Here is a 22,019-nt window from a genome sequence, read left to right as displayed (position 1 = left end):
AAATGAAAGAAAAAATTTATAACGCACTGTCAAATATCGTTGATCCAGAAGTTGGCTTTGATATCGTTTCGCTTGGACTTATATACGATGCGAGCTGCGATGAAAATGGCAAAGCAAAAGTTACTATGACGCTTTCAACTAAATCTTGCCCACTACATGAAATGATACTTGGCTGGGTAGAAACTGCCGTGCTTGATATAGAAGGTGTCAAAGAGTGCGAGATCGACCTTGTTTGGGAGCCTGAGTGGAATATACAAATGGCAAGCGATTTTGTAAAAGCGCAACTTGGAGTTTAAATTTTAAGTTTTTAGATTTGAAAGTTTGTAAATTTTTATAAGCTAGAGAGCAAAAGCTCTCTAGAAATTTTAAGGAGTTTATTTTTTTATTAGTCCATTTGATGGCGCATAAATGATGGCACATCAAGTTGTGACATATAGTCTTCATCATATCCACCACTAACTTTTTTAAGTCTTAATATACGCTCTTTTTTTATGATATCGTTTGCATTAGAAGTTTGTACTTCATCTTTTTTTTCAGTTTCTTTTTGTGAGCTTTGAAAACCTGTGGCTATTATTGTAACTTCAACCTTATTGTCTTCTATTTTATCATCAGTTGTTGTACCAAATATAATTTCAGCATCTTCATCTGCTGCCTCATGAATAATACTCATCGCGTTATTGATATCAGCTAGTGGGCAACTAGGACTTATTCTAAAATGAACTAAAATACCAAATGCACCATTTATTGTCATGTTATCAAGAAGTGGTGATTGTATAGCATTTTTTATAGCTTCTTGCGCTGCATCTTCGCCACTTGCTTCGCCAACACCCATTAAAGCTAGTCCTCTATGGCTCATAATTGTTCTAACATCAGCAAAGTCTAGATTTATGTCGCTTTTTCCTGAGTCAAGTACGATCGTACTCATACCATTGACGGCTCTTGCAAGTACTTCATCAACCATTTCAAAGCTTTCTTTTATGCCAGCATTTTTATCAATTAATGTTAGGAGCTTATCGTTTGGAATGACAACAATAGAATCGCTTTCTTTCCTGAGCTCTTCAAGACCACAATCAGCCAGTTTTCTACGCTTTTTTCCTTCAAACATAAAAGGCATAGTAACAACTGCAACTGTTAGTGCACCAATATCTTTTGCAGCTTGAGCAACTACTGGAGCTGCACCTGTACCAGTTCCGCCACCAAGTCCTGTACCGATAAAAACTATATCTGATGTCTCAAGTGCACTTTTTACTTCATCATAGCTCTCTTCAGCAGCGGCTTTTCCTATTTCAGGCCTCATGCCTGCACCTAGACCTTTTGTTGTCTTTTCTCCAAGCTGTATTTTTGTATGTGCGAGAGAATTTTCAAGAGCCTTAGCATCTGTATTAGCAACAATAAGATCTATATTTAAATTTGGATTAACTCTTATTATATGGTTGACCATATTGCCACCACCTCCACCTACACCTACGACCTTTATCTTTGCACCATAGATGCTTTTATTTTCTTCTACTGTGAAGCTACTCATTTTTGAAATTCTCCTTAAAATAATTGTGTAATACTATACCAAAATTTTGCAAAAGCATTTGGCTTTTTTTCTTGTTTGCTAATATCTGCGATATTGGCAAGCTCTTCTTTGTTTTTTGATTTATTTGCTATCTCTAATTCAAAATCTTTATCAGAAAAACTATCCTCTTTTTCATTTGGATCCTGCACCTCTTGTCCAAAATTTTGTACATTTTCCTCTTCTACAAAAACATTTCTAAAATTTGCTTTCGGTTTTGAGGCTATTTCCCCTTGGTATCTCATTTTTTTCTCAGAATCGATTTCGTATGGGCTAAAGTTGCCAGCACCATACAAACAAAGCCCTATAGCACAAGAATTTGCTGGATCTCTTAAAATTTCAAATAATCCATCCATTTCTTTTGGTTTTGCTATACGAACTGGCATTTTGTCAAATATTGCGGATGCAAGATCTCTAATGCCTTCTAGCTTAGTCATACCGCCAGTAAGTATTATTCCAGCACCAATGCTATCTTTATAGCCGCTATCTTCTAGCATCTTAGCAAGTACCATAAGGGTTTCTTCTGCTCTGGCATATATAACATTTGATATTATGTCTAGTGAAACTTCGTGGCTTTTTGTTTCATCTCCAAGGATCGGAAGCTCTATTAGATCAACTGACTTATTTATTAAAGCGCCATAACCTAATTTTATCTCTTCTGCCTTTGGAAGAGGTGTATGCAAAGCCATAGAAAGATCATTTGTAATGTTTGCTGAGCCAACAGGTAAAAATTCATTGTATCTTATAGAATTTCCAGAATGTACCACAAGATTACAAGTCGCACCACCCATATCAACAAGTGCGGCACCAAGTTCTTTCTCATCTTTTGTTAATGTTGCTATCGCAGAAGCATATCCTGAAAGGACTATGTTATCTAGTTGAACACCTGCTAAATTTACGGCTTTTCTTAGGTTGCTAATAGATGACTTTTGTACTGTAACAATATGTGTTTGAACTTCTAGCCTACTACCATTCATGCCTATTGGATCTTCAATATGTTCTTGTCCATCTACTTTAAAATTATAAGGAAGAACATGTAGTTTTTCATACTCATGAGGTATATCAGCTGTATGATCAGCCATTTGCATAGCACGTTCGATCTCTTTTATGCCTATTTCATGATTTGGTATATTCACTACACCACTACTGTCAACGCTTTTTGTATACGCACCAGAAATAGAAACTATGACTTTTTCATAGCGTGTTCCTGCAACTCTTTGTGCTTCTATCAATGCATTTTTTATTGACTTTGCAGCTTGCTCAATATTGGTTATAACACCTTTTCTTATTCCTTGTGTTTTTTCAGTTCCAATTCCAATTATCTTAATGTCATTTTCATCATGTTGTGCTATTACTGCACAAATCTGGAAAGAGCCGATATCTATACCTAAAATTTTTGTACTCAAGATAAATTACCTTTTGATATATTCTTTAATTTCATAGTATTTTTTCAGTTTGTTTGTTAAATCTTTTATTAACTCATTATTTTTAAGCATTGTAACGTTTTGCTGTGTTATTTGTTTATAATTATTATCTATATTATCTACAAGCAACCTTTGTTCCAAAATATCGTATATAACGGCCTTATCTTCTAATATAACATAATCTTTTTTGTTGTTAGTTTCAAAAAGTTGAGAAACAAAAGCTCTAGTTTCACTTTCATTTAGTCCTGAGATAGAGCCATTTATATCTCTACTGATAAAGCCTATATCAGTACCTTTGAAATTTTGTAAAGACTCTTTCGCTATGGTTGTTAAGTTTTCTTTTTTCTTTTTATCTTTGTAAATTTCAAGTACCATTGCTCTTGCTTGTTCAAAACTCATAGGCTGTGGAGGAGTTATGCTTTTTACTCTAACTATTAAATATCCATCTTTATATGTAAATGGTTTTATAACCTCACCAACTTTTGCACCTTTTATTTCATCAAGCGAGAATGTTGCATTATCTTCATTTATACTAATAAATTCATTTGTTGCAAGCTCAGCTTTTTTTATAGAGGTATATTTTTTTAAAGCATCAGTCTTGCTTTTCTCGATATTGTAGTCTTTAATAACTTCAGTCTTTACTTCGTCAAATGATTTGATTTTATCATCAGAGCCTTTATATCTCTCCTTGTTTTCGTTGTAGTAGTCACTCAAAGTAGTTTGATTTACATCATTTTTGTTTGACTCTATAAAGTATGTTTCAAGACCGTATATAGTCTTTGTCATATAGTTGTTTTTATTTGTTTCCCAGAGATTCTTTAGCTCTTTTTCATCTATTTTTATATTACTTTGATTAGCATTTATTATCTGTATTGCTAATTTGTCTTGCATAAAAAAGCTTGCTTTCATCATTGCAATGTCTTCTTTGCTGGCTGGTAAATTTAAAATAGTTCTAAGTTTATCAAGTAGTATTGTTAGTTTTAAATTTTCTTCAAAATCGGTTGGGTTTATTCTAGCTCTTCTTAAAATATCGTAGTATAAATTTTTATCAAAAGCACCATCTTTTTGAAATGTTGGATCCGCGATTATATATTTTAAAATATCATCTTTGCTAACACTAAGACCTATATCGTCTGCAAAATTTAATAGTAAATTCTCTTGAATTGTAGCCTGAAGTGCAGCATTCTGTAATCCTAACTCATTGGCCTTTTCTTGCGTTAATTTACCATCAAAAAGATTATTGTAGTATTGATACAAACTATCGTATTTTTGTTGTAGTTCTTGAATACTTATATTTCTGTGTCCTACTTTTGCCACTGAAGTGGCTCGATTGCTGTTTAAATCATAAGCTCCCCAGCCTACAAAGCCTGCTCCAACAAAGGCTATTGTACTTACCCAAATGGTAACAACTAGGTATTTTTTATGTTTTTGCATCCAAGACAACATTAAATTTTCCTTTAAAAGACTAACGAAATTTGTATGATATATTATATAAAATTGCCTTAAATAAGCTTAAAATAGGGGCTTTAAAAATACCTTTGTGAAGAATTTTGCTAACAATTTTTTAGTATTGTTAGCAAAATTTTTAAATACTATAATCGCTATAACCACTAGTTAAATGAAGCAATTTGCAGCTATTTTCTAGTAAAGCTATCTCTTTTGCAAGAAGTTGTGGGCTTCTGCTGTATGCATAAATACCATATCCTTTAATGATAATAATATTTGTATTTTTTTCTAGCATATATCTATAAATTTCAGTTTCTGCACGCTCATACCAGTCGTCATATTGTTTTGGATCATAGACTAAAATTTCATTAAATCTCATATATCCAAAATAATCTTTCGGTGCTATTTTTTCATGTTTCATTGCGTAGGCAGTTGCGTATGGTGGCATTGCGTAGCAAACAAATCTCGCCTCATTTATATTTTTATAAATATTTAAGTGTATATCAGCATCAAGACTAGCTTCATTCCAACGATAGTCTTTTTTTGATGAAAGAAGCGTCAAGTCATCATCTTTTAAATTATCAAAAATGGCATTTTGTTTATTGATTATAAATTGATTTTTTTCGACTCTTGCTGAAATCGAGCCGTGAAAGACGCCAAAAAAATTCTTTCTAAACATAGAAAGTGATATCGTTTTTATCTCATTTATTGAGTGTTCTAGCTCCATTTTTTCTCCTACGTTTAAGCGATTATATTTAAGCTATCTTAAAATTTATGTAAAATTTTACGTAATGATATCTTTTTAAGTAAAATTTCGATAAATTTTCCACACTATTTACTATAAAGAGGCAGCGTTGCAAAGTCCACATATCAGTGTTTTACTTGATGAAGTTCTATCTTTTTTTAAAAATTTAAATGGAAATTTTATAGATTGCACGCTTGGATATGCCGGACATTCTAGTGCCATTTTATCTCAAAACGAAAATTTAAATTTAATTGCCTGTGATAGAGATAACGAAGCTATAAATTTTTCACTAAAAAAACTTGAGCCATTTGGTAGTAGGGTTAAAATTTATAAAAGTAACTTCTCTGAATTGACTAGCAAGCTAAGTCAAGAAGAAATTTTAAATGTTAGAGGAATTTTGGCTGACATTGGTGTTAGCTCGCTTCAGATAGATAAAGATGATAGGGGCTTTAGTCTTGGCTCAAGCACGCTTGATATGCGCATGGACAAAGAGCGAAATTTTAGCGCATTTGACGTTGTAAATGATTACTCTTTTGACGAGTTGGTTGGAATTTTTAGAGATTATGGCGAACTAAAAAATGCTGCCGGGATTGCGAACAAGATTATAAATGCTAGAAATTTTGGCAAGATAACGAGTGCAAAAGAGCTTGCAAATTTAATAGGTACAGCCCAGATAAAAGGGCGCGGAGTTAGTCCTGCGATACTCGCCTTTCAAGCGATTAGGATAGAGGTAAATGGTGAGCTAGATGAGCTAACAAATTTACTTGATAGTATAGAAAAATGTGGGTTTAAAGATTGTCTTGTGGCGATTATTACATTTCACTCGCTTGAAGATAGGATCGTAAAAGAGCGCTTTAAAAGATGGGCGAATAGCTGTATCTGTTTACCTGGTGTTTATAGATGTGAATGCGGAAACAATCACGAACTAGGAGAAATTTTAACCAAAAAGCCACTAACAGCAAGTAGCAGTGAGCTAAAGATAAACTCGCGAAGTAAGAGCGCAAAACTTCGAGTTTTTAAGATAAAAGGATAAAGATGCAAGAAAAAGAAGAGCTGTTGACGCTTCACGACGAGGAGCAAAAACGTGAGGTAAATTTAAGCTTTAAGACATTAGTGATGGTCTATTTAGCTGTTTTTATAGCTCTAGCTATATTTTTGCCAAAAATTTACATAGCAAATCAAATTTATTATATAAGTAGAGATATAGCTGACGTAAGCGGTAAACGAGATATGCTTTTAGAGGAAAATAGAGCTCTTAATATAAAGCTTGAAAATTTACGTTATAAAAATCAAATTTTAAACAATATGCAAGAGCGTCAATGGAAATAACGAAACATTTAAAGTTTTTAAATTTTGGCGATTCAATTATATTGGCAAATAATATAGCCATTTTGTATATAACTGCATAAAAATAAAATTAGCTCAATAAACAAAGTTTATTTTTAATTTGCTAGTTACTTTCTTTTTGAGAGATTAGCTTTTCATATATATATTGTTCTAAATCTTTTTTTGATATGTCATTTTTTATAGCAGTATTATAAATTTCTTCGACCTTGCTTGAGTATTTTTCATAGCTAAAATAAGGAAAATGCACACTCCAAGCTTTCCTGATAAGATCGTGACTTATCTCTCTTCTTGCCCAAACTTTAAACATATCAAAGCCGATAAAAACGGCTGAAGTGACGACAGCAGTCGCTATTATAGATATATGCGCGTCAGTTTTTGCTAAAAAATGATGCGTGATGATTAACAATGGAAATAAAATAACAAAACAGATAAGTGCATAAATCTGATAGAGCTTGATGTGGTTAAATCTAAAATTTAGCTTTGCTCCATCTATTAGCATACCTTCGTTAAAAAGGGCATTCGCTTCAAGTAGATCCCTAAATAAAACTGGCTGTTTTGAAACAAAAAAAACGTTTTTTATGATTCTATCTTTTAAAGTTTCTTGCATTTTTTATAGACTTTTTACCTTTGAAATTTTGGCTTATTATATCTAAGAATCTATAAATTCAAACAAAATTAGATACAATTTGCCCAAAATTTAAGGAGCTAAAAATGGCAGATCAAGCTTTGCAAACCGTCTTTTTAAACGGAGAATTTTTGCAAAAAGATGAAGCAAAAGTTAGTGCTTTTGATAGAGGATTTATATTTGGTGATGGAGTTTATGAGGTTGTGCCTGTGATAAATTCAAAAATGGTTGATAAAGATGGATTTTGGGCGAGATTTGAAAGAAGCTTAAATGAGATAGATATAAATTTGCCCTACGAAAAGGAAAAATTTGAAGCGATCTTAAACGAGATAATCTCCAAAAATGCCTTAAAAGAGGGCGGAATTTATATGCAAGTAACAAGAGGTGTGGCGTTTAGAAATTTCTATTTTATAGAAAATTTAACACCAAGTGTCTTTATTTTTTGTTACGAGAGTGAAATTTTAAACAATCCTACTGCAAAAACTGGCATAAAAGTCGTGAGTGTCGAGGATATCAGGTGGAAAAGGCGCGACATCAAATCTATCTCGCTTCTAGCTCAGTGCTATGCTAAAAATGAAGCTCACAAAAAAGGCGCAGACGAGGGCTTTATGGTGGAAAATGGCTTTGTCACAGAGGGCTGTAGCTCGAGCGCTTTTATCATCAAGGATAAAACTTTAATCACAAAACCGCTTTCAAATGAAATTTTGCCAGGAATTCGCCGTATGAGACTTTTAAAGATCGCTAAAGATATTGGCCTTAAGATAGAGGAGCGAAAATTTAGTATGGATGAAGTTTATAATGCTGATGAAGTCTTTATCTCGGCTGCTACGCTCATACTCTTACCAGTCGTTTATGCTGATGGTAAGGCGATAAATGGCGCAAAAGTAGGAGAAATTTCAAGCAAACTTCGTGAAATTTATGCTGGTGAACTTTTAAAAGAAGCCGGACTTTGAGAGAAAAAATCTTAATAAGCGCTTGCCTAGTCGGCATAAATTGTAAATTTAACGGCGAAAATAATCTTTTAAATAAAGATGTTTTAGATGAAATTTCAAAGAGATATCATCTGCTTTTTGTTTGTCCTGAAGTTTACGGGGGGCTTAGCACGCCAAGAGAGCCAGCTGAGATGAAAAATGGTGCAGTTATTTGTAAATTTTCAGGTAAAGATGTGAGTGAAAATTTTAAAAAAGGAGCAGAAATTTGCCTAAAGATAGCCAAACTAAATGGTTGCAAAAAGGCTATTTTAAAATCAAAAAGTCCAAGTTGTGGAAGTGGGCAAATTTATGATGGAAGCTTTAGCAAGAGGCTTATTTTAGGCGATGGCATCACAGCAAAACTGCTAAAAGAAAATGAAATTTTAGTTTACAGCGAAGATGAGATAGTGGGGCTTTAATGTTTGATAGGCTAAAAGACAACATTATGCTTGAGGTGATTTTTAAGTACATCATCTTGTTGCTGCTTTTTATCTGTGTGATCGGTCTTTTTATGAGTGGCATTCTTTTCTTAAATGGGGAGATGGGTGAAAATTCGCTGAATTTACACATTTTCTTTGGCTTTAGTTTGGTTGTCTTGACGATTGTTCATAGTTATGTTAAGAAGAAAAAGTTAAAGAAGCTAAGCCTTGAGTTTAAAAATATATTAAATCACAAGCCAGTGCAGATGGATTGTAACACTACTAGATTTTTAAACGCTCTAAATGATGTAAAAGTGGGCGATCTTTCAAAGAAATTTGGCTCTGATATTGTAGAAATTTTAAGGTCAAATGACATAAAAGTAAAAAGCGATAATGAGACTATGAAGCAAATTTGTAAAAACAACGATGAAAAGATGTTTTATATTTTTGTTTTGATCGTCGAAGCTATTTTTAAGGATAAGGAAAAAATTTGAAAAAAGGTATATTTTTAGCGTTTAGTGTTGCTTTGTTTTTGGGATGTTCGCAGACCCAGCCAAAGCCAAGTGTGCAAAATTCTTTACCAGATGAAAATGTATATAAGCCAAATGAACGCATTAGTTTGCTTGATTTTGAAATGAAGCAAGATGCCTCGTCACTACCGCAAAATATGCAAAGTGCAAGCTTTGACCAAGAAGAAATTTTAAAAAGAAGGTTTAAGGTTTTTACATTAAGGGGCGTAAAATTTAATCCAAACGATGTCTTTTGGGCATTTAATATATATAAACCAAGTGAGAAGAGAAAGTATTTTGGCTCAAATTTTAGACAGATACCTCAAAGCTGGTTTGACGCACAAAAGGACAATGCAAATTTTTCAGCTCTTTCAAGCATCTCTGCCTATGCTTTAACTTCGGCAAACACAGCTTTAAGAAATTTTCCAACTGATGAGCCGATATTTTTAAATCCTCAAACTCCAGGTGAGGGCTATCCGTTTGATTATCTGCAAGAGTCAACCCTAAGCATCGCTCATCCGCTTTTTGTGTCACATCTTTCTAAAGACAGGGCATGGGCGTTTGTTAGTGATGATGCGGTTTGGGGCTGGGTAAAGGTCGAGGATATAAAATTTATAAGCGATGATGAGGCAAATGCCTATCAAAAGTCAAGTTTTGTGACTATAAAAACGGATAAAATGCCAGTTTATGACAAGGCCGGAAATTTCTTGTTTTATTCAAGAGTCGGAGCGATACTGCCTGTTTTAGCACAGGATAGTAAAAACTACTACGGTAAAATTTATGTAAGAAATCTCTTGAGAGAATTTGTGTTGCCAAAATCTCTTGGCGCTCTTTTTCCTCTTAAATTTAATGATTCAAATCTAAAAACACTTATTAGCTCCCTTCTTACTCAGCCTTATGGTTGGGGTGGGGTCGATAAGCTAAGGGATTGCTCGCTTTTTACCAAAGATCTGCTAGCAAGTTTTGGCGTGTGGTTGCCCAGAAACTCAAGAGCTCAAGCAAATATGGGACAAAAATTTGATTTAAAAGGACTTAGTAACGCTGCTAAGACAAAAGAGATAAAAGAAAAAGGTGTGCCATATCTTACGCTTGTGCATCTGCCAGGGCATATCATGCTTTATGCTGGATACAAGGGTGATGATATATATGTGGTGCATGATGCTTGGGGACTAAAAACCGAAAATAACGGCAGGGCATTAATCGGTGCTACGGCAGTAACTACGTTAAATATCGGACAAAACAGAAGCGATATACAAAACTCAAATTTGCTCATTTCAAAGGTTGATTCTATAAATGTAATAAAGCCTGAAAATGTAATAAGCGATAAAGCTAGAAAAATTTTAGCTTTACAAAGGGCTTATGATGTTAAGGTTGAGGATAATCTGGTCAAATTTGGTGATGGAACAATATTTGTCTATGATGACTTTAAACAAAAAGATGATGAGTGTAGCACCGGGGCCGATATAGAGGATATGAACGCGCTTGATTACGCTGCATTTTCGTCACTTAGCACCGCACTAAGCGATGCTGGCAGATGTAGAAATTATGAATTTTTAGGCAAAATTTATGGCTCAAGCGAGAGCGAGCTAAAAGCAAATTTGGTAGATGTTGTTTGGCTAAAAGATAGCCTTGCGCTAAAGTTACCATTTAACTCTAAAAATGGAGCCGCAACTGCCTTACAAGACGTAAGCAATGAGCTAAACGATATGGTAAAAAGTGATGCAAGCTTGCTTGAGTATTTAAAAAATCCAGGTGGAACATTTAAGTGGCGAGTGATCGCTGGCACAAACCGCTTGAGCCCGCACAGCTACGGTATTGCGATCGATATAAATGTGAAAAAGAGCCACTATTGGCAGTGGAGCAATGGCTACCAAAACCTCATCCCTGAAAAGATAGTGCGTGTTTTTGAAAAACATAAATTTATCTGGGGTGGACGCTGGAAGCACTTTGATACGATGCACTTCGAGTATCGCCCAGAGATGTTTGAGTAGATGAAAGAGCAAATTTTAGAAATTTTATCTCGCTCAAACGTCTTTTTAACAGGCGGCGGCGGTGTTGGCAAGAGCTATCTAACCGCCTCCATCATCAGACACTACAAAGAAAATTTTAAAAACGTCATAATCCTTGGCTCAACTGGCATAAGTGCTGTTAGCCTTGGAGGAGTTAGCTTACATAGTTTTTTTAAATTTGGCTACTGCAAGGACTATGAGGAGCTAAGACGCTTTGACTATCATCAAAAAGACAAACTAAGTAAGCTAAGAAATATGCTTGATGCTTGCGATCTGCTTGTAATTGATGAAATTTCAATGGTGAGCTCAGATCTAATGGAGATGATAAGATACCGCTTACTTACTTCCAAATTTAAAGGTAGGGTGCTTATAGTGGGTGATTTTTATCAGCTTCCGCCAGTGCAAAAGCAGCAAAACGAAAATAGGCTTTTTAATTTTTTATACGCTTTTAACTCCAGTGCGTGGGAGGATATGGAATTTACAAATGTTGAGCTGCTCGTCTCAAAACGCACAAACGATCTTAAATTTTATGAGATTCTCTCTCGTCTTAGAGTTGGCGAGCTAGATGATGAAATAATGAGCTATATAGAGAGGTTAAGAGTGACCAAGATAGAGCCAGATGATGATACGAGCGTGCTTTTTGGCAGAAACGCCGAGGCTGAAATGCTAAATCAAAAAAGGCTTTCAGAGCTTAGCACGCCACTTGAAATTTCGAACTCAGATGTGAGCGTTTTGGATGAAAATTTAGATAAAAAAGAGTTTGAAAAATGGGCAAATACGCTAAACATCTCAAGGGATTTGGAGATGAAGATAGGCGCTAAGATTATCTTTACGTCAAATAAATGGGGTGAGTACTATAACGGCGAGCAAGGCAAGATCATGCAAATATTAAAAGAAAACGGCATCATCTCAAGCGTGATTGTGAAAAAAGATAGCGGCGAAATTTGCGAGATAGAAAAAGCCGCTTATATATTTAGTTCGTTAAATTTAAACGAAGATGAGATCGAAGAAAATGTACAGGCATCGCTTTATCAGTTTCCATTTAAACTTGCTTACGCTCTAACTATCCACAAATCTCAAGGAATGAGCATAAACTCGCTCATTTGTAATATCAACCATATTTTTGCCAAAGGACAGCTCTATGTCGCACTTTCTCGTGCAGTAAGTCCTAAAAATTTAAAACTTTTTTATGATAAAAAAAGTGATTTTAGGCAGCATTTAAGAAAAGTGGTTAAAATTGACGACGAAGTTAAGAAATTTTACCAAGAAAACGTATTTTTGCATATTAAGGAGAATTTATGAAAAAGCTATTTTTAAGCCTTGCTTTTTGTGTTTTTGCATTTGCAGACGTGCTAAAAGTAAGAGATTTTCAAACAGATATCTACTCAAAAGCCGGACAAAATTTAACAAAAAAGATAAATATGAACCTTGAAGTTGTCGGACGTGATGTTGAAGAAAATGAAGCGTATGTTCTTGATGCTTTAAACATAATAGTTGGTAGCTTTTATGTGGAAGATATCTTAACCTCAATGGGAAAAGAGAAATTTAAAGAGCTTTTCATAAAATACGCAGCCAAAAAGCACTCTCTTGATATCGATGATGTGCTTATCTTAAATATAAAAGTGATAAATAATCTTGAACTAAGCGAGATCATAAAAGCAATAAAAAGCCAAAATTTATGCTCCGATCCAAGTGTTAATGAAGAGATTGTAACAAAACCAGAAAAGAAGAAAAAGGGCAATGAGATCATCATCTCGCCAGATCCAAATGATGTAGTTCAAAAGCCTATCGATCTAAATAACGTTCAAGAATTTGGAAAAGATTTTGGAGAGAAGTGAGTAAATTTGGCTAAAGTTAGCCAAATTTATTGATTTACAATGTCATAACCTTGAGGAATGACAGGAGTTAGCGTCTCTTGCGGAATTAGCGCGTCTTTTACAGGGTTGCTTAGAGTGATTTTTATTTTATTTGAGAGCTTGTCTTTATAGTCAATCGTCGTTGGAAGCGTGTTTTTAATAGTTATAAAATACTCAACTCCGTCATATATCGCCTTATAAAGTGTCGGCTGAATTTGCTCCGCATGAGCCAAGATTTGCGTCAAATTTGGTGTATCATCAAGCTTTGAAATAATAGCTTGCTCAAGTTCGTCTTCAATCACGATCACACGCTCTTTGTTAAAATAAATTCTCTTTGGTGTTGGACTTTCATATATCCAAAGTGCAGTATTGTCGTTTTTTGCGTAAAATCTACCCTTGTAGTTTATGCTTTTGCCCTCGCTAAAGACAGTTTGAGTAAAGTCACTTTGAAGGCTTTTGAAATTTAAGCCAGCACCAAATGAGCAAACTGCGACGAGAGATGCAACTAGAAATTTTCTCATTTTTTTATCCTTTTTTGGCGTATTCTAGCCCAGTTTAATTAAATAAATAGTTAAACTATGCTAATATCCAAAGTTTAAAAATTTAGGAAGGTAAAGTAATGATTTCATCGGTATTTAGAAAGATTTTTGGCACGAAAAACGATAGAGAAGTCAAAAAATATATAAAACGTGTGGCGCAGATAAATGCGCTAGAGCCTACTTATGAGAAGATGAGCGATGATGAGCTTAAGATCAAATTTAATGAGCTAAAAGCCCAAGTAGTAGAAGAAAAAGTCACTTTAGATGAAATTTTAAATGATGTTTTTGCGATCGTTAGAGAAGCTAGCAAAAGGGTGCTTAAGATGCGCCATTTTGACGTGCAGCTAATAGGCGGCATGGTGCTAAACGAGGGCAGGATCGCTGAGATGAAAACGGGCGAGGGTAAGACCTTGGTGGCGACTTTACCAGTTATATTAAACGCGATGAGTGGCAAAGGTGTGCACGTAGTGACCGTGAACGACTACCTTGCAAAGCGTGACGCTACGCAAATGGGCGAGCTTTATAACTTTTTAGGCTTAAGCGTAGATGTGATACTAAGCGGTGGATACGATGATGAAGTAAGACAAGCTGCGTATAACGCGGACATAACATACGGCACAAACTCAGAATTTGGCTTTGACTATCTTCGTGATAATATGAAATTTGAAGCTGGTCAAAAGGTGCAAAGAGGTCATAACTTCGTTATCGTAGACGAGGTCGATAGTATCTTGATAGATGAAGCAAGAACACCGCTTATAATATCAGGTCCAACAAATCGCACACTTGATGGCTACATAAGAGCTGATCAGGTCGCAAAACGGCTTACTAGAGGCACTCCAGCTGATCCAAATGTGCCAGGCTCAAAGCCGACAGGGGACTTCATAGTCGATGAAAAAAATAGAACGATAATGATCACAGAAGCTGGCATCAGCAAGGCTGAAAAATTATTTGGTGTTGAAAATTTATATAACCTTGAAAATGCCATACTAAGCCACCACTTAGATCAAGCTCTAAAAGCTCACAACCTCTTTGAAAAAGACGTTCATTATGTCGTAAAAGATGGCGAGGTAGTCATTGTTGATGAATTTACTGGACGTCTAAGCGAAGGCAGACGCTTTAGCGAGGGACTTCACCAAGCGCTTGAAGCAAAAGAGGGCGTGAAAATCCAAGAAGAGAGCCAAACGCTAGCCGATACAACATATCAAAACTACTTTAGGATGTATAAAAAGCTTGCAGGTATGACTGGTACGGCTCAGACAGAGGCTACTGAGTTTTCTCAAATTTACAACCTTGAAGTTATCTCGATCCCTACAAATTTACCAGTTAAAAGAATCGATCAAAACGACCTTATCTACAAAACTCAAAATGAGAAATTTAAAGCAGTTATTGATGAGGTTAAAAAAGCTCACGAGAAAGGTCAGCCAGTGCTTGTGGGAACTGCAAGTATTGAGCGCAGTGAAGTGCTTCATGAGATGCTTAAAAAAGTTGGCATCCCACACTCTGTGCTAAATGCTAAAAACCACGAAAAAGAGGCCGAGATCATCGCACAAGCTGGTGTAAAAGGCGCTGTAACTATCGCTACAAACATGGCTGGTCGTGGTGTTGATATCAGGATCGATGATGAGGTTAGAAATTTAGGCGGTCTATATATCATAGGCACCGAAAGGCACGAGAGTAGAAGGATAGACAATCAGCTTCGTGGTCGTGCTGGACGTCAGGGCGATCCTGGTATGAGTAGATTTTACCTAAGTTTAGAGGATAATCTTTTGAGAATTTTTGGTAGCGACCGCATAAAAGCGATCATGGATAGGCTTGGTATCGACGAGGGCGAGAGTATCGAGAGTCGCATGGTGACAAGGGCTGTTGAAAATGCCCAAAAGAAAGTTGAGAGCTTGCACTTTGAGGCTAGAAAACACTTGCTTGAGTATGACGATGTGGCAAATGAGCAAAGAAAAACTATCTACAAATACCGTGACGAACTACTTGATAAAAACTATGATATGAGCGAAAAGATAGCTCAAAACAGGAAAGAGTATGCTGCAAATTTACTTGATACAGCTGAAATTTTCCATGGCGGCTTGAAAGATGACTTTGATATTAAAAATTTATGCTCTATCATCCTTGCAGACTGCGGTGAAGAGATAGACGAGAGTGAGTTAAAAGGTCTAGAGTATGATGAGCTAATAGAAAAGCTTGCACAAATTTTTGAAGTAAGATATAACGAAAAAATGAGCGTGCTAAATGAAGATCAAAGAAAAGAGATAGAGAAAATTTTATACCTTCAAGTGCTTGATAATGCGTGGAGAGAGCACCTTTATCAAATGGATATCCTAAAAACCGGTATCGGCCTTAGAGGGTATAATCAAAAAGATCCGCTTGTTGAATACAAAAAAGAGAGCTATAACCTCTTTATGGAGCTAGTTAGCAGGCTAAAAAGTGAGAGTGTTAAGACGCTTCAGGTTGTTAGATTTAAGAGCCGTGAGGAGCAAGAAGAGCAAGCTAAAATGATGCTTGAAGCTAGTCAAAATGCTGAAAATGAAAATTTAAGCTACAACAATCAAGGCGAGGATGATAAATTTACGCCTGAAAAAAAGATACCAAGAAACGCTCCATGCCCTTGTGGAAGCGGTAAAAAATATAAAGATTGCCACGGAAAAAGTGGTCCTAAAAAAGGCATATTTGCTTAGAATTTCTACTTTTAAGGCGCCAAAAGCGCCTTAATCTTTTAAAGGCTATTTAATGACAAGCTTACCAAAGTATCTACTTTTTAAATATTTAAGATTTGATAAAACTCAGCCATTTATCACTCTAAGTGCCTTGCTTGCCTTTCTTGGTGTTAGCATCGGACTTATGGTCTTAATCGTTGCTATGGCTATTATGAATGGATTTGACAAAGAATTTGAGCGTAAACTTTTTACGATGAACTATCCAATAACCGTTCAAAGTGCCTTTAAAGGCTCTATTGATGATGACTTTGTTGATGAGCTAAAGGCTAGATTTAGTGATCTTAAATTTAGTCCATTTATAAGCACACAGGTCATTTACCGCTCGGCAAATGCACTTGAGGGCGGACTGGTTTATGGCGTAAATTTTAAAGATGAAAAGCAGATAAACTCAGTCGTAAATGAAGCTTTAAAAGACAAAGAGCTAGATGGTTTTGAGATACTTGTGGGAAGTGGCATAATGAGCGAGTTTAGACTAAGAAACGATGAGAAATTAACGCTTATCTTTACAAAGGCCGATCCAGCTGGCTTTTCGCTAACGCCAAAGATGAAGCGCTTTGACATCGGTGGCTCATTTACATCTGGGCTAATCGCCTACGATAAGGCATTTTCATATGTTTCAGTTGATGCTTTGAGGAAAATTTTAGACTATCCAAAAGGCGTTTATGATGGAATTCATATCTTTTCAAGTAAGCCATTTGATGATATAAAAAGAGTGCGTGAAGGCCTGCCAACTGGCACGGTTGCCATTGGCTGGTGGGAGCAAAATGGCAACTTTTTCTCGGCGCTCGCACTTGAAAAAAGGGCACTTTTTATCGTTTTGATGCTAATCATCCTTGTGGCGTCGTTAAATATCATAAGCTCGCTACTAATGACAGTGATGAACCGCAGGCAAGAGATCGCCTTGCTTTTAGCGCTTGGAGCAAGCAAAAGCGAGATAAAAAGAAGCTTTTTCTATCAAGGGCTAGTAATCGGGGGCGGTGGCATTATATTTGGCTTGATACTTGGCTTTTTAGGACTATTTTTACTTGGAAATTTCAACATCATAGACCTGCCAGCTGATGTTTATGGCTCAAGTAAACTTCCACTCGAGCTTTCAACCATCGATCTTGTGCTTATTATAGTTGGAGCTGTATTTATCGTGGCTATATCGTCTTATTATCCAGCTAAAAAAGCCACAGAAGTAAACGTACTTCAAACTTTAAGAAATGAGTAGAGCCTAGATGCTTAGGCTTGCTCATCGCTTGTAAAAGTTATTTTTAAAAGATTATTTTAAAACTAGCATAAACTCGTAAAATTCTAGAATAAATTTATACTTTTACGCTCTTATATCATGATCGATTTTGCATTGAAGAGCCTCGTGCACGAGCGTTTTTGCCATGACACGCTCTTCGTTTATTAGGTGAAAATTTTTACCTAACTCACCAAAAATATCTTTATTACCCTCACCATTTATTTTTATTATAGTTTGGGTATTTACGCCGTAGTCTTTTATCTTTTGCGCGATGAGCTCCACTCTTTGCTCATTATTAACAGTTATAATAACAGCGGCTGCATCGCTTAGGCAGGCATTTTCAAGTGTATGGCTTTGAAGAACGTTACCTAAAAATACATTTTCCCCGCGGCTTCTACCAAGCTCAACTAGACTAATATCATTATCAAGCACAAGGTATAAAAGCTTTGTCTCTTTTAGTCTTAAAACAACCTCTTGTCCAAGCCTTTCATAACCAAAAACTACGATGTGATTTTTTATTTTTTGCGGCTTTAGAGTTTCATTTGGTTCAACAACGATCTCACGTTCTATAAGGTCTGCTATTGCGTCTAGTTTTTTAAGTATAAAAGGCGTGGCAAACATCGATACAACAGAGGCTGCAATAAAAATTTGAGCTGTTTGTATATCAAGTAAATTTCTAGTAGTCATTAGTCCAAAAACAGCTAGTGCAAATTCGCCTATTTGACAAACACTAAGTGCAGTTTTTGCAGCAACTCTTCGCTTTAAGTAGATATTTAAAATAGCAAAAACAACAACCGCTTTTATCACCATGACACTAAATACTAGGCCAAGGACAAGCCAGATGTTTGAGATGACGACAGCAAAATTTATCTGCATACCAACGGTTATAAAAAATAGCCCTAAGAGCAAATCTCTAAAAGGAATAAGATCAACTTCGATTTGGTGTTTATACTGTGTCTCAGCCATCATCATACCGGCCAAAAATGCACCCAAAGAGTATGAGAAGCCAAAGAAGTGAGCCAAAGTACTAGAGCCAACGACCATAAATAAAATCGTAGCTATAAAAACCTCTTGCGAATTTGTTTGAATGACTTTATAAAATATCCAGTTGATGACATATTTACCAAGCAAAAATAGTACAACGATAAGAATAATCGCACTTGTAAATGTCTTTAGTAAAAGCTCATTTATTGAAGCATCTTGTGAGCTAAACATATCTATCATAAGCAAAATAGGGATGACTGCAATATCTTGAAATAGTAAAATTCCAAGTGCTTTTCTGCCGTAAATTTTACTCACATCGCCACTATCATTTAGCGTCTTTAGCACGATCGCAGTTGATGATAGTGCAAGCGCAAGACCTGCAATAAGCGCTGTCTCGTCCTTTAGATGAAGCGCGTAATAAAGCATCACGCCCATTATAAAGCCGCTTAAGCAAACCTGTAAGCCGCCATTTAAAAAGACCTCTTTTTTCATGCCCATGAGATGTTTAAAACTAAACTCAAGCCCAATGGTAAACATCAAAAATGCGATACCAAACTCAGCAATATGAGAAATTTCATCATTGCTTTTTAGGTTGAAAAATTCTGATATAAGCGTACCTGTTACGATGTAGCCGATGATGGTTGGTATCTGAAATTTTTTAAAAATGACATTTAATGCGACTGAAATCGCTGCAACAAGCAAGAAACCTTCTAAAATTTGTTCCATAAATTATTTTTTACCTTCATAAAAGACTAGATCAAAGCTACTTTTTCTCTTTACAAGCGATCTTTTTGTGCTAGTTTGACTGGTAGCTTCGTGCAATTTTTTATTTAGCTCATCAATAGTTGATTCTAAATCGTCAATTTTTTCTTTCAACTGAAGTATCACATCAACGCCGGCTAAATTTACACCAAGCTCACGGGTTAAATTTAGTATAGTTTTTACGCGATCAACGTCTTTTTGTGAGTAGAGTCTCATCTTGCCATCTGTTCTTGATGGTTCGATAAGTCCCTCTCTTTCATATTGTCTTAAAGTTTGTGGATGTATGCTTAAAACCTTTGCAACAACGCTTATTAAAAAAAGTGGTTCTTCATAATTTTGCATTTTTTACTCCGGTAATTTTTCTTTTAACTCTTTTACTAAGCCTTCATCAAGCTCACTAATATTTGGAAGTTTTACCCTGGCTTTTAAGTAAAGATCCCCATAAATTCCGCTCTTTCTATTTTGCACACCATATCCTTTTAAGCGGATTTTCGTGCCTGTTTTTGAGTTCTCAGCGATTTTAATCGTGACATCTTTTTTGTAAGTATGTACATCGACTTTTCCGCCAAAAAGCATAGTTTTTAGTGGAATTTCTATATCTTTATAAAGATCGTCTCCGACTCTTTCATATTCGTCGCTTGGCTCAACGCTAATGGCAAGTATGAGGTCGCCTTTTTGACCACCAGCGCTTTTACCTTTGCCTTTTACACGAAGCTTCTCGCCGCCTTCTATGCCACTTGGAATTTTTATCTTAATGCTTTCGCCATTAAAATTTATCTTATGTTCACCACCAGTTACAGCTACGTCAAATGGTATAGAAATTTTTGCATTTACGTCTAGATCAGCTCCGCCAAAGCCAAATCCACCACTACTAAATCCATCAAAGCCTCCAAAACTACTACCAAATCCGCTGCTAAATTTAGCTCCACCACCGCCAAAGCCACCTGAGAAGATATTCTTTAAAATTTCATTTAGATCGCCCATATCGGCTGAACTACTAGCAAAGTCGTGGAAATTTTGACCGCCAAACATAGTATCGCCGTACTGGTCGTATTGAGCTCGTTTTTTATCGTCGCTTAAAATTTCATAAGCAGCATTTATCTCTTTAAATTTATCTTCTGCTCCAGGGTCTTTATTGATGTCTGGGTGATATTTTCTGGCAAGTTTTCTATAAGCTTTTTTTATCTCGTCGCTTGAGGCACCCTTTGAAACTCCTAAAGTCTCATATAAGCTTTCACTCATATATTCTCCTTATATTTTTTTGATACGGATTATATCACAAAGCTTTAGTCTATGCAAGTCAAGTTTATTTTTGTTTAATAACAAGAAAAAGTGTTAAGATTTTATTTTTTCACTATATTTATAATTTGCAAAAATTTTTAGTTTAAAGGAAAAAAATGAAAAAGATTGTGCTAATTTCATTAGTGGCAGCTTCTTTTTTAGTGGGGGCTGATATTAAATTTAATGAAGCTAACTCTAATATCACGAGAGTCTCGCCACTTAGCGATAAAAATAGCGTACTTTCTTATTATGACTCGATCGCTCAGGCAAAGCTTTCAGTTGTAAATATCTCAACTACAAAAACGGTAAATAACGCTGGCATTGAGCAGATGTTTAATGACCCTTTTTTCAATGAATTTTTTGGATTTAACTTTGCAAAACCAAAAGAAAAAGAAAAAACTACTTCGCTTGGCTCTGGTGTTATCATCTCAAATGATGGATATATCGTTACAAATAACCACGTTATAGAAGATAGCGATCAAATAGTAGTAACTCTTGCAAATGGTGGCAAAGAGTATAAAGCAAAGCTAATAGGAAGTGATCCAAAAACCGATCTAGCCGTCGTAAAGATAGAAGCAAACGGACTAAATGCAATTACTTTTGCAGACTCATCAAAACTACTTGATGCAGACGTTGTATTTGCTATAGGAAATCCATTTGGCGTTGGTGAGAGTATTACTCAAGGCATCGTCTCAGGTCTAAATAAAGATAATATAGGCCTTAATCAATATGAAAATTTTATCCAAACAGATGCTTCGATAAACCCAGGAAATTCAGGTGGAGCTTTGGTTGATAGCAGGGGCTATTTAGTCGGAATAAACTCGGCCATTCTTTCAAAAAGTGGCGGCAACAACGGTATTGGCTTTGCGATTCCATCAAATATGGTAAAAGATATCGCTAAAAAGCTGATAACTGACGGCAAGATCGAGCGTGGCTTTATAGGCGTTACGATTGCAAATTTAACTGATGAGCAAAAAGAGCTTTATACAAATAAAGAAGGTGCTTTAATAAGTGGCGTAGAGCAAGGCATGCCAGCAGATGAAGCTGGACTAAAAAGAGGTGATTTGGTCATATCAGCTAATGATAAAGCTATCAAAAATGCAAATGATCTTAAAAATTTCATCGGCTCACTAACTCCAAATAGTAGTGTTGATATAACTTACGAGCGATCAAATAAAATAATGAATGCAAAAATTAAGCTTGCAAACGCTGATCACAATTCAAAAGACATAGCAAAAAGCATTATCATCGAAGGACTTAGCGTTAGTAATCTAAGCGATGAGATAAGATATAAATACAAAATTAGCCCAGATACTCAAGGCGTGCTAGTAACTGATGTAAAATCAGGCTCAAAAGCTGAAGACTTTGGCTTTGAAAGAGGTGATGTGATCGTTCAAGTTGGCGAAGAGAGTATAAAAGATCTTCAAACATTTGCAAATACTGTCAAAAATACAAAAGGTAAAAAGACGCTAGTGTGGATAAATCGCGGCGGTATCATACAAGGCCTTGTTATAAAATAATCATCTAAGAGCTGAAATTTCAGCTCTTAACCCTTTTAAATTTTTAAAATCTTAATCTGCTATA

20 protein-coding genes and 2 pseudogenes are annotated in these 22,019 nt (G+C 35.6%); 13 read left to right on the top strand and 9 right to left on the bottom strand.

The window, feature by feature from the left end:
* Positions 1–2 precede the first annotated feature (2 nt).
* Positions 3–296, top strand: coding sequence for a metal-sulfur cluster assembly factor (locus CVT18_RS06485; RefSeq protein ID WP_021091019.1), 294 nt, complete (start codon positions 3–5; stop codon positions 294–296).
* An 89-nt stretch (positions 297–385) separates the two neighbouring features.
* Here CVT18_RS06485 and ftsZ read toward each other — a convergent pair whose 3' ends face one another.
* The 4 genes from ftsZ to CVT18_RS06465 all read right to left on the bottom strand — a co-directional run bounded on the left by ftsZ (position 386) and on the right by CVT18_RS06465 (position 5,158).
* Positions 386–1,525, bottom strand: coding sequence for a cell division protein FtsZ (gene ftsZ, locus CVT18_RS06480; protein WP_103624034.1), 1,140 nt, complete (start codon positions 1,523–1,525; stop codon positions 386–388).
* Positions 1,526–1,539: 14 nt separating this feature from the next.
* Positions 1,540–2,967, bottom strand: coding sequence for a cell division protein FtsA (gene ftsA / locus CVT18_RS06475; protein WP_103628957.1), 1,428 nt, complete (start codon positions 2,965–2,967; stop codon positions 1,540–1,542).
* A 6-nt stretch (positions 2,968–2,973) separates the two neighbouring features.
* A complete protein-coding gene (locus CVT18_RS06470) occupies positions 2,974–4,431 on the bottom strand; it encodes a peptidylprolyl isomerase (RefSeq protein ID WP_103628958.1) in 1,458 nt (485 codons plus the stop codon).
* 139 nt (positions 4,432–4,570) lie between these two features.
* Positions 4,571–5,158, bottom strand: a complete 588-nt coding sequence (locus tag CVT18_RS06465; protein ID WP_107824348.1) for a class II aldolase and adducin N-terminal domain-containing protein — start codon at positions 5,156–5,158, stop codon at positions 4,571–4,573.
* Positions 5,159–5,285: 127 nt separating this feature from the next.
* Here CVT18_RS06465 and rsmH point away from each other — a divergent pair, with 127 nt between their 5' ends.
* Both rsmH and CVT18_RS06455 read left to right on the top strand, forming a co-directional pair.
* The gene (gene rsmH, locus CVT18_RS06460) at positions 5,286–6,209 is read left to right on the top strand and encodes a 16S rRNA (cytosine(1402)-N(4))-methyltransferase RsmH (protein WP_103628784.1); all 924 of its coding nucleotides are present in this window, start codon (positions 5,286–5,288) and stop codon (positions 6,207–6,209) included.
* A 2-nt stretch (positions 6,210–6,211) separates the two neighbouring features.
* Positions 6,212–6,505 carry a hypothetical protein gene (locus tag CVT18_RS06455; RefSeq protein ID WP_103628783.1) on the top strand — a complete coding sequence of 98 codons (294 nt, stop codon included), beginning with the start codon at positions 6,212–6,214 and terminating at the stop codon, positions 6,503–6,505.
* Positions 6,506–6,626: 121 nt separating this feature from the next.
* Here CVT18_RS06455 and CVT18_RS06450 read toward each other — a convergent pair whose 3' ends face one another.
* The gene (locus CVT18_RS06450) at positions 6,627–7,130 is read right to left on the bottom strand and encodes a hypothetical protein (RefSeq protein WP_103582653.1); all 504 of its coding nucleotides are present in this window, start codon (positions 7,128–7,130) and stop codon (positions 6,627–6,629) included.
* A gap of 104 nt (positions 7,131–7,234) precedes the next feature.
* Between CVT18_RS06450 and CVT18_RS06445 the strand changes: the two genes are divergently transcribed.
* From CVT18_RS06445 to CVT18_RS06420, 6 genes are read left to right on the top strand one after another with little or no spacing between them, the layout of a single operon-like run.
* Positions 7,235–8,101 (top strand): D-amino acid aminotransferase, encoded by an 867-nt coding sequence (locus CVT18_RS06445; RefSeq protein ID WP_103628782.1) that lies wholly within the window; start codon positions 7,235–7,237, stop codon positions 8,099–8,101.
* Entirely contained in the window at positions 8,098–8,538 is a 441-nt protein-coding gene (locus tag CVT18_RS06440) for a DUF523 domain-containing protein (protein WP_103628781.1), read from the top strand. Before CVT18_RS06445 ends, CVT18_RS06440 begins: the two co-directional genes overlap by 4 nt.
* Positions 8,538–9,032, top strand: coding sequence for a chemotaxis protein (locus tag CVT18_RS06435; RefSeq protein WP_103628780.1), 495 nt, complete (start codon positions 8,538–8,540; stop codon positions 9,030–9,032). The genes CVT18_RS06440 and CVT18_RS06435 overlap by 1 nt, the downstream gene beginning before the upstream one ends.
* A complete protein-coding gene (locus CVT18_RS06430; protein ID WP_103628779.1) occupies positions 9,029–11,038 on the top strand; it encodes an SH3 domain-containing protein in 2,010 nt (669 codons plus the stop codon). Before CVT18_RS06435 ends, CVT18_RS06430 begins: the two co-directional genes overlap by 4 nt.
* Complete coding sequence (locus tag CVT18_RS06425; protein ID WP_103628778.1) at positions 11,039–12,358, top strand: ATP-dependent DNA helicase; 1,320 nt, start codon at positions 11,039–11,041, stop codon at positions 12,356–12,358.
* Positions 12,355–12,894, top strand: coding sequence for a hypothetical protein (locus CVT18_RS06420; protein WP_103593182.1), 540 nt, complete (start codon positions 12,355–12,357; stop codon positions 12,892–12,894). Before CVT18_RS06425 ends, CVT18_RS06420 begins: the two co-directional genes overlap by 4 nt.
* A 26-nt stretch (positions 12,895–12,920) precedes the next feature.
* On the opposite strand, the gene lolA is transcribed toward CVT18_RS06420, so the two are convergent.
* Positions 12,921–13,433, bottom strand: a complete 513-nt coding sequence (gene lolA, locus CVT18_RS06415; RefSeq protein WP_054196481.1) for a LolA-like outer membrane lipoprotein chaperone — start codon at positions 13,431–13,433, stop codon at positions 12,921–12,923.
* Positions 13,434–13,531: 98 nt separating this feature from the next.
* On the opposite strand from lolA, the pseudogene secA reads away from it, so the two are divergent.
* The 3 genes and pseudogenes from secA to CVT18_RS06405 all read left to right on the top strand — a co-directional run.
* Positions 13,532–15,928 (top strand): annotated as a pseudogene (secA, locus tag CVT18_RS06410) (preprotein translocase subunit SecA); the annotation flags it as partial.
* Between the two features lie 108 nt (positions 15,929–16,036).
* A pseudogene (locus CVT18_RS10800) lies at positions 16,037–16,138 on the top strand (SEC-C metal-binding domain-containing protein); the annotation flags it as partial.
* Between the two features lie 52 nt (positions 16,139–16,190).
* Positions 16,191–17,390, top strand: coding sequence for an ABC transporter permease (locus CVT18_RS06405; RefSeq protein ID WP_107824346.1), 1,200 nt, complete (start codon positions 16,191–16,193; stop codon positions 17,388–17,390).
* 102 nt (positions 17,391–17,492) lie between these two features.
* Here CVT18_RS06405 and CVT18_RS06400 read toward each other — a convergent pair whose 3' ends face one another.
* From CVT18_RS06400 to CVT18_RS06390, 3 genes are read right to left on the bottom strand one after another with little or no spacing between them, the layout of a single operon-like run.
* On the bottom strand, positions 17,493–19,118 hold the full coding sequence (locus tag CVT18_RS06400; RefSeq protein ID WP_021090872.1) for a cation:proton antiporter: 1,626 nt from the start codon (positions 19,116–19,118) through the stop codon (positions 17,493–17,495).
* Positions 19,119–19,121: 3 nt separating this feature from the next.
* The gene (locus CVT18_RS06395) at positions 19,122–19,496 is read right to left on the bottom strand and encodes a heat shock protein transcriptional repressor HspR (protein WP_084041465.1); all 375 of its coding nucleotides are present in this window, start codon (positions 19,494–19,496) and stop codon (positions 19,122–19,124) included.
* A gap of 3 nt (positions 19,497–19,499) precedes the next feature.
* Positions 19,500–20,396 carry a DnaJ C-terminal domain-containing protein gene (locus CVT18_RS06390; RefSeq protein WP_103628775.1) on the bottom strand — a complete coding sequence of 299 codons (897 nt, stop codon included), beginning with the start codon at positions 20,394–20,396 and terminating at the stop codon, positions 19,500–19,502.
* 155 nt (positions 20,397–20,551) lie between these two features.
* Here CVT18_RS06390 and CVT18_RS06385 point away from each other — a divergent pair, with 155 nt between their 5' ends.
* Positions 20,552–21,955, top strand: coding sequence for a Do family serine endopeptidase (locus CVT18_RS06385; protein WP_103628774.1), 1,404 nt, complete (start codon positions 20,552–20,554; stop codon positions 21,953–21,955).
* Positions 21,956–22,019: the final 64 nt, after the last annotated feature.

Origin of the sequence: Campylobacter concisus (assembly GCF_003048405.1) — a bacterium.
GTDB classification, from domain to species: Bacteria; Campylobacterota; Campylobacteria; order Campylobacterales; family Campylobacteraceae; genus Campylobacter_A; species Campylobacter_A concisus_Q.
Note: the sequence above shows the minus strand (reverse complement) of the source record. Positions and strands in the feature narration are given on the sequence as shown.

Coding starts and splice junctions, on each gene's coding strand:
- CVT18_RS06485 (WP_021091019.1), top strand. CDS start 3: ATGAAAGAAAAAATTTATAACGCACTGTCAAATATCGTTGATCCAGAA.
- ftsZ (WP_103624034.1), bottom strand. CDS start 1,525: ATGAGTAGCTTCACAGTAGAAGAAAATAAAAGCATCTATGGTGCAAAG.
- CVT18_RS06470 (WP_103628958.1), bottom strand. CDS start 4,431: ATGTTGTCTTGGATGCAAAAACATAAAAAATACCTAGTTGTTACCATT.
- CVT18_RS06465 (WP_107824348.1), bottom strand. CDS start 5,158: ATGGAGCTAGAACACTCAATAAATGAGATAAAAACGATATCACTTTCT.
- CVT18_RS06455 (WP_103628783.1), top strand. CDS start 6,212: ATGCAAGAAAAAGAAGAGCTGTTGACGCTTCACGACGAGGAGCAAAAA.
- CVT18_RS06450 (WP_103582653.1), bottom strand. CDS start 7,130: ATGCAAGAAACTTTAAAAGATAGAATCATAAAAAACGTTTTTTTTGTT.
- CVT18_RS06445 (WP_103628782.1), top strand. CDS start 7,235: ATGGCAGATCAAGCTTTGCAAACCGTCTTTTTAAACGGAGAATTTTTG.
- CVT18_RS06435 (WP_103628780.1), top strand. CDS start 8,538: ATGTTTGATAGGCTAAAAGACAACATTATGCTTGAGGTGATTTTTAAG.
- CVT18_RS06425 (WP_103628778.1), top strand. CDS start 11,039: ATGAAAGAGCAAATTTTAGAAATTTTATCTCGCTCAAACGTCTTTTTA.
- CVT18_RS06420 (WP_103593182.1), top strand. CDS start 12,355: ATGAAAAAGCTATTTTTAAGCCTTGCTTTTTGTGTTTTTGCATTTGCA.
- lolA (WP_054196481.1), bottom strand. CDS start 13,433: ATGAGAAAATTTCTAGTTGCATCTCTCGTCGCAGTTTGCTCATTTGGT.
- CVT18_RS06405 (WP_107824346.1), top strand. CDS start 16,191: ATGACAAGCTTACCAAAGTATCTACTTTTTAAATATTTAAGATTTGAT.
- CVT18_RS06400 (WP_021090872.1), bottom strand. CDS start 19,118: ATGGAACAAATTTTAGAAGGTTTCTTGCTTGTTGCAGCGATTTCAGTC.
- CVT18_RS06395 (WP_084041465.1), bottom strand. CDS start 19,496: ATGCAAAATTATGAAGAACCACTTTTTTTAATAAGCGTTGTTGCAAAG.
- CVT18_RS06390 (WP_103628775.1), bottom strand. CDS start 20,396: ATGAGTGAAAGCTTATATGAGACTTTAGGAGTTTCAAAGGGTGCCTCA.
- CVT18_RS06385 (WP_103628774.1), top strand. CDS start 20,552: ATGAAAAAGATTGTGCTAATTTCATTAGTGGCAGCTTCTTTTTTAGTG.